Genomic DNA, 7,733 nt, shown 5'->3' with positions numbered 1-7,733 from the left:
AGCATTAAAATTTAAAATTTATCTATTTTATGAGTCCTTTTTCTTGACATAGTACCAAAGTAAAAACAATAGAAGAATGGTAGGTAAATAATATGGGATTAATTAAAGCGGGTGCTGGAGCTGTTGGTTCAGTTTTTAGTGATCAATGGAAGGAGTACTTTTATTGTGATGCATTAGAGCAGGATGTTTTAGTTCGTAAGGGTTCTAAAAAAACAGGTAAGAAATCTAGCAATAAAGGAAATGATAATATCATTTCAAATGGTAGTGTGATTGCGGTTGCGGATGGGCAATGTATGTTGATCGTTGATCAGGGTCGTGTTGTTGAGCTTTGTGCAACACCTGGAGAATTCGTTTATGATTCATCAAGTGAACCATCCATCTTTGCGGGAAGTTTAGGTCAGAGTATTAAGGATTCTTTCTCTACAATGGCTAAGCGTTTCACTTTTGGTGGGGATACTGCTAAGGATCAAAGAGTGTATTATGTGAACACAAAGGAAATGGGTGAGGTTCTTTATGGAACGGCAACGCCAATTCCATTTAGAGTAGTTGTCAATGAAGAGTTAGGGTTTAAGTTGTCTGTAAAATTACGTTGTAACGGTAACTTTACATATCGTGTTGCCGATCCAATCTTATTCTATACAAATGTTTGTGGAAATGTGGCAGAGGATTTTGAATCTGAAACTATTGAGGGCAAGTTAAAAGGTGAATTGATGACGGCTTTACAGCCTGCCTTGGCAAAACTAAGTGCGGATCGTGTGATGTATTATGAAATTCCAGCTCACACAATGGATGTTGCGGCTGCATTAAATGATGAATTAAGTGATATTTGGCGTGCTAAGCGTGGCTTGGAAGTTGTATCTTTCAATATTAACTCTTTGAGTATTCCTGAGGATCAAGAAAAGAAGATCACTGAGTGGGAAGAAAATGCGATGACGATGAATCAAACGGTTGCGGCAAGTCGTTTGGTTGGAGCACAGGCTACAGCTATGAAGGATGCAGCCAATAATGCCAGTGGTGCCATGACGGGATTTATGGGTATGGGTATGGCCATGAATCAGGGTGGTATTAATGCTCAAAACTTATATGCGGCTGGTGCCCAAGCACAACCTGCACCAACACCAACGCCTGCTCCTGCAGTAGAGCCTGAGATAAAGGTTGATGGTTGGACTTGTCCAAATTGTGGAAATGTTGCCACGGGTAAATTCTGTCCAGAGTGTGGAACACCAAAGCCTAATGATGAAGGTTGGACTTGTCCGACTTGTGGAACGGTAAATAAGGGTAAATTCTGTACGGAGTGTGGAGCTAAAAAGCCAGCACACGAACCATTATATCGTTGTGATAAATGTGGCTGGCAGCCGGAAGATCCACATCATCCACCTAGATTCTGTCCGGAGTGTGGGGATCCATTTGATGATAATGATATAGAAAAGTAGGGGTATTGTTATGAGTACTTTACAAGAGTTTAAGTGTCCTTGTTGTAATGGTGCCATTTCATTTGATACAAAGCTTCAAAAAATGAAGTGTCCTTATTGTGATACGGAATTCACATTGGAAACACTTCAGCAATATGATTCTGTGAAGATTGAGGAAGAAGATCAGTTTGAGTGGGATGTTAAGCCAGGACAAGAGTGGGATGAAAATGAAACTGATGGATTGCGTACATACGTGTGTAGTTCGTGTGGTGGTGAGATTGTTGCGGATGAAAATATGGCTGCTTCATCATGTCCTTTCTGTGGAAGTCCAATTGTAGTTAAGGAAAAATTGGGTGGTGTGTTAAAGCCGGATTTAGTTATTCCATTTAAGTTGGATAAAAAGGCGGCTAAGGAAGCGTTGAAGAAACACTATAAGGGTAAGACGTTACTACCAAAAGAGTTTAAATCAGAAAATCGTATTGAAGAAATCAAAGGTATCTATGTTCCTTTCTGGTTGTTTGATGCGGATGCCGATGGTGAGGTTCGTTATAAGGCGACAAAGGTTCGTATGTGGTCGGACTCAGAATATGATTATACGGAAACCAAATACTATCGTTTGTATCGTAAGGGGCATGTAAGATTTGAAAACATTCCGGTGGATGGTTCAAGTAAGATGCCAGATGATATGATGGAGTCTATTGAGCCTTATGATTTAAGTGATGCGGTGGATTTTCAGACGGCTTATTTAGCAGGTTTTTTAGCCGATAAATATGATGTGGATGCCGATTCAAGTATTGATCGTGCCAATACCCGTGTAAAGAAGTCTACGGAAGATGCGTTTATGACCAATTGCGGTAAGTATGACACAGTTACTTGTGAGGATAGTGCGGTTCAAATTCAAAATGGTACAGCCAAATATGCGTTGTATCCAGTTTGGGTTTTGAATACGAAGTGGAAGGGAGAAACCTATAGTTTTGCGATGAATGGTCAGACAGGCAAGTTTGTAGGTAATCTTCCAGAAAATAAGAACTTGGTTTACTTATACTATGTAGTGGTTACAATTCTTGGAAGTATTTTGGCTTATATTGTGATATTGATTATGAGCTGGGGAAAGTAGGAGGTCGTTTATGAAAAAATTAGGTATTTTATGTTCATCTCTTCTACTTGCACTTATGATGTGTTTTCCAGTTTATGCCAGTGAAGATCTAAGATATGTAGAAGATAATGCGAATTTATTAACAGCTACAGAAGAGCAGCAATTAAATGATACTTTAACCGAAATTAGTGAAAGACAAGGCGTCGATGTTGGTGTTATCACAGCGGATGATATGGGTGATAAATCGATAGAAGACTACGCAAAGGCAAAGTATGAAGAGCGTGGCTATGGTGATGATGGTGTCTTGTTAGTAGTCAACATGGAAGTTCGCAAATGGTGGATGTCTACTTATGGAAAAGGTACTACAGCTATTTCGTCAGAAGACATTAGTACGATTGGTAGTGAGTTTGCACCTTATTTAAGTAATGGAGAATATGCGAGTGCATTCGATACATACGCTAGACTTTGCGATGACTATATTACTAGAGCACCTAATCTTTCCGAAGAGTATGCGCAAGCTTTAGGTAGTTTGACTTCATTACAAGATGGATTGAGGTTTGTGAATGATGATGCGCGTTTATTAACTGAGGATGAAAGAAAAGAGTTAAATGATACTTTAACCCAAATTGGTAAGCGTCAAGGTTTAGATGTTGCGATATTGACTACAAAAGATACGGGTGGTAAGGCACTTCTTGATTATGCGATGACGATGTATGGAGCGCTCGAGTATGGTCAGGGTAAAAATAAAGATGGAATTCTTTTAGTGGTCAACATGGAAACACGTAAGTTCTGGATGGCTACTCATGGATATGGTATTACAGCATTTACGGATGCTGGAATTAGTTATATTAGTGAAAAGCTAGGTCCTTCTTTTAAGAAAGAGAAGTACATGGAGGCTTTTACAACGTTTGGTAGTCTTTGCGAAAAGTTTGTAGAAAAAGCACATAATGGTAAGCCTTATGATGTTGGAAATATGCCGTTTAAATGGCTTCCATGGTACTGCGTTCCAATAAGTCTTTTAGTAGGTTTTGTGTGTGCAGTCTTTGTGGTTAGTAAAAAGCGTGATCAACTTCACTCTGTTGCGTTTGAAGAGAAGGCGCATAACTATATAAAGAAAAACACGTTGAAGATGATAGAATCCCATGACTACTTCTTATATCACACCGTAACTCGTGAACGTATTCAATCAAGTGATGATGATAGTTCGAGTGGTGGAAGTAGTACTTATTCTTCTAGTAGTGGCGACACTTATGGTGGTGGCGGCGGTAGCTTCTAATACCGCAAAATGCAGGATCAAACGCCTGCATTTTCCACTTTCAAGAGAAATTAATGTGAAGGTCGGTAATTGGCCTTCTTTATCGTTATTCTGGCAAATTTAGGGGATTATTTGAGATGAATAAGTGGGCTTGTTAGGATAAAGAAAACAGGAGGATAGTGCCATGGGCAAAAAGATATTATCTATATTAGGTCTTGGAATAGTATTAATTGGTATTGTGTTTGGTGGCAATCTTGTATTGATTCTAGTGGGAGCTATTCTTCTTGGGTTAGGACAAGTATCAAAGGAAAATGGTAATAATTCAAAGAATAAACAAGTATTTCATGAATTCTTTGATGATGTTAATATTGATTCTGTTTCTCATTTGTTGGATGTATCAGATACGAATATTCCGTTGCCTAAACATGATTATTGTAGTGGCAGTGGATATGTACAAGGTAAATATAAAGGTCTAGATGTAGAGTTTTGTACTATTAAACTTATAGATGTGACAGAAGTTTTGCGTGATGAGACAGGTCTATGGGAAAAGAATGAAAATATAGTTTATACGGGCGAATGGATGTTGTGCAATCTGGATTGCAAGTTTAGTACTTGGCTAACTATATATCCTCATAGTTTATTGGATAAACAAACTATTAAAACTGGTAATGAGGCTTTTGATAAGAAGTTTAATTTAAGCTGTGGTGATCAAGAAGAGGCTCTTAAAATATTGGATTCGAGTTGTTTAGAGAAAATCATCACTTTGACAAATGGTCCACCTTTTCGTAAATTTGCCCTTAATCTAAATATGGATGGTAAGCTGTATATTGCGGCTCATAGTGGACATGGTTTTGAGAATGCGAGTAGGGATGAGTTGAAATGGTTTATGGATTGGATAGATGTGTTCAAATTATAGTACATAATTGGCTCTCTTAAATGAGGGTCTTTTTTAATGGCGATTTTTTTGCCTAATAAAGTTCTTTGTTTTGTATTCTATAAGTGTCAAAGGAAAGGGAGTTACAAAAGATAACTCAAGGGTATAAGAGAATGAATGAAAATTTAATATCACCAAAAAGAAAATGGGCAGCCGCTTTATTGGCAATGTTTTTAGGAACGATGGGAATCCACCGATTCTATTTAGGTAGAAATGCATCTGGTGCCATCATGTTAGTTGTATTCCTTTTAGGTGTTTTTATTCCAATTATTGGATGGGGGTTATTGATTGTTGAGATTGTCTTTGTATGGATTGATTTCTTTAGAATTTTATGTGATAGCCTTAAGGATGCGAATAATTTAAAGCTTCGTTAATGAAAAAGAAATGTGTTTTGAATGGTATATGTGGCAAAGGAAGGTAAATAAAAATGAATGAAAGAACAAAAAGTATAATTTTTAAAATATTAGGATTTGGTTTTAAAGCAGCATGGTTTATTTTGAAGTGTATCGTTCGATATGTGATTTATTTCGTTACATATATAGGATATGTTTGCATGCCTTAGAAATGGAGAAAATGAAGATGAATCAGAAAGAAAAAGTAATTGAAGCTTTAAAAGGAATGATTTTAACAATTGTTATAGCGGTGGCTGTCTATTATTTAATGAAATTTGTTTTACTTAAGATAGGAACTACGAGTGGTGAAGAAGTAGCAACTGGTTTAAATTCATTACGTCCATTCTGCGACGCAGTGTTCTTCTATTTGCCGAAGTTTGAATGGCTTCAAAAGATTGAATGTATACTCATTGATATATTCATGATTTATGGAGGACCTGTTGTATTGGCTCTTGCAGTTTTATTTGGAATTGAAATAATACTAAGCGCACCTGTTGTCTATGTTGATAATAGATATTACTAGAAGGAGGAACATATCATGAAAAGTATGAAGGATAATTTTAACATAGGGATTTTATTGGCTATTCTATTTACTTGTATACAAACATATGGACTTTATAAGTATGGAGCTGCAGTCACAAATGGACATCCAATTGGATTTACATTGTTTCTTGATTTAATGTTTTTCTTGGGATGGGTCTTCTTATGTGCTTGCGTTACATCTGTGATTCGATTTTTGTATCAACTAATTGTATATCTTGTACACTCAAAAAGTGGAGTTGAACAATCTCAAGTAGTTGAACCATATTATGATGAACAATATAAGAATGATGATGAACAGCTATATACAGTATATTTTGATAAAAAGGATAGAGATAAGGTAGAAAAAATACTACAAGATTATGGATTTGAAGATATTAACATTGATGAAGCCTAAGAAATTGGGCTTTTTTAATTTTTAATAAAATTTTTTTCAATTTTTTTGAACCAAATTAAAAACTTTTACGTCTCCATAGTGAAGGGAAGATAAGAAAGCTTATCTAAGGGTAAAAAACTATGGAACAATTAAGAGAAAAAATGATGAATCAAAAGTCAGTGGCAGGTGTACAAAAGTATATGCACCAGTTTAACAAGGGAACTCGTAAAGATAAAAATGGCAAGGGAACAGGAAATCATAAAAATGATATTGTGTTCAAGGAAGTGGAGAATAGCTTTGGAAATATCGATCGTTGTTTAAAAGTTTTATCTCGTTATGTATATACGCAGCTTGAAAATGAAAAAGTGATGAGCGTATATGATGTGTATCATGAAGAGGAAAAAAGAAGTGGAACAAATCTTAAACACTGCCAGCTATATGGGAATGCGGTATATGAATATCATGAAAGAACAAAGAAAAAGAATTGTCGTTATCCAGTTTATGAAATCATGCAGAAGGATATTCATGATCTAACAACATTAGATGTAGCTACATGTGAATATAGAGAGGCCAGTATTGAAGAGATCAAAGATTTTTGTAGAAGCTTAAGAAATACGTTTGAAACCTATTGTTTAAATCGTTTCATGGGTAAGGATAGAGTTGTATATGTGGATTGGAATACAAATGTGGAAATGCCAGAAGACTACAGCTATCGAAATACGGATTATGGATTCTATAGAAGTGTATTAAATCGAATTGAAGAGATTGAAAATAAAATTGCGTAATGGCGATTTTTAAAACAGAGAAAGAAATAGATTTAGTATTGTATACGTGTCAAAGGATGGTAAATGAAAATGAAGGAGTATATAAAGATGAATCGAAAAGAAAAACTAATAAATGCTCTGAAGGGTTTAATTGGAACAGTATGTATTGTAGTTACAGCTTATTGTTTAATGAAGTATTTAAATGTGAAGTTTCATTTTTTAGATATTGATAATAAACCAATTGATTGGGATTCATTTAAAGTATATAGAGATGCTATCTTTTTCTATTTACCACAAACGGCATGGATTCAATATGTTGAGAATCGTTTGATCATCATCTTAATGGTGTTTGGTGGACCACTTGTAATTGGAATTATTGGAATGATTGGTATTTTATTAGTTGTTGATGGAGCAAAAGGATATTTGACTCAATTGAAAAAAGAGGCATACAGAAAAAAGTGCGAATTATATCAGGAAGAATTAGAAAGATATCATTATACATATGATTATTAAAAGAGTAGTACTGATATGAAACATATAATAAAAATTTTAAGATGGGTTTGATAGTTGCGATTGTCTTTACGTGTTTACAATCGTATGGATTATATGGATATGGTGCTGGATTAACCTATGCTCATCCAATTGGATATACATTCTTGTTTGGAGTTATGTTTTTTTCAGAATGGTGGTTTATAGGCACTATATTTATATCTATTGTTCATGTTGTTTATCAGCTAATTATGTCTATAAAGAAATAATTTCTATTGGTTATATTTATATAAATTATTAAATAAACCTTAATTAATGGCGATTTTTAACTTAAAAATAACTGAAGAATTATTAAAATAAAACTGTAAATATGATAGAATTCATTTACGGGAGTCTTATTTTCTTTTATTTAAGCATTGGTACTATGTCAAGAAAAAGGACTCATAAAATAGATAAATTTTAAATTTTAATGCTT

General features: G+C 35.0%; 9 protein-coding genes. All 9 read left to right on the top strand.

Annotated features, from left to right (window positions below; genetic code table 11):
* Positions 1-92: 92 nt before the first annotated feature.
* The 9 genes from DWY01_RS10915 (at position 93) to DWY01_RS10875 (ending at position 7,282) form a co-directional block, all read left to right on the top strand.
* Entirely contained in the window at positions 93-1,433 is a 1,341-nt protein-coding gene (locus tag DWY01_RS10915) for an SPFH domain-containing protein (RefSeq protein ID WP_117996150.1), read from the top strand.
* Between the two features lie 10 nt (positions 1,434-1,443).
* Positions 1,444-2,529: a hypothetical protein gene (locus tag DWY01_RS10910; RefSeq protein ID WP_117996149.1), complete on the top strand. Its 1,086-nt coding sequence runs from the start codon at positions 1,444-1,446 to the stop codon at positions 2,527-2,529.
* Between the two features lie 10 nt (positions 2,530-2,539).
* A complete protein-coding gene (locus DWY01_RS10905) occupies positions 2,540-3,784 on the top strand; it encodes a TPM domain-containing protein (RefSeq protein WP_117996148.1) in 1,245 nt (414 codons plus the stop codon).
* Positions 3,785-3,947: 163 nt separating this feature from the next.
* On the top strand, positions 3,948-4,679 hold the full coding sequence (locus DWY01_RS10900; protein WP_117996147.1) for a DUF3137 domain-containing protein: 732 nt from the start codon (positions 3,948-3,950) through the stop codon (positions 4,677-4,679).
* 131 nt (positions 4,680-4,810) lie between these two features.
* A complete protein-coding gene (locus DWY01_RS10895) occupies positions 4,811-5,071 on the top strand; it encodes a TM2 domain-containing protein (protein ID WP_117996146.1) in 261 nt (86 codons plus the stop codon).
* Positions 5,072-5,270: 199 nt separating this feature from the next.
* A complete protein-coding gene (locus tag DWY01_RS10890) occupies positions 5,271-5,612 on the top strand; it encodes a hypothetical protein (RefSeq protein WP_147332192.1) in 342 nt (113 codons plus the stop codon).
* A 15-nt stretch (positions 5,613-5,627) separates the two neighbouring features.
* On the top strand, positions 5,628-6,026 hold the full coding sequence (locus tag DWY01_RS10885) for a hypothetical protein (protein ID WP_117996144.1): 399 nt from the start codon (positions 5,628-5,630) through the stop codon (positions 6,024-6,026).
* A gap of 119 nt (positions 6,027-6,145) precedes the next feature.
* Positions 6,146-6,790 (top strand): hypothetical protein, encoded by a 645-nt coding sequence (locus DWY01_RS10880; protein ID WP_117996143.1) that lies wholly within the window; start codon positions 6,146-6,148, stop codon positions 6,788-6,790.
* 87 nt (positions 6,791-6,877) lie between these two features.
* Positions 6,878-7,282, top strand: coding sequence for a hypothetical protein (locus DWY01_RS10875; protein ID WP_117996142.1), 405 nt, complete (start codon positions 6,878-6,880; stop codon positions 7,280-7,282).
* Positions 7,283-7,733: the final 451 nt, after the last annotated feature.

The sequence above is a fragment of the Eubacterium sp. AF22-8LB genome, from assembly GCF_003458715.1.
Taxonomy (GTDB): domain Bacteria; phylum Bacillota_I; class Bacilli_A; order Erysipelotrichales; family Erysipelotrichaceae; genus Holdemanella.
Note: the sequence above shows the minus strand (reverse complement) of the source record. Positions and strands in the feature narration are given on the sequence as shown.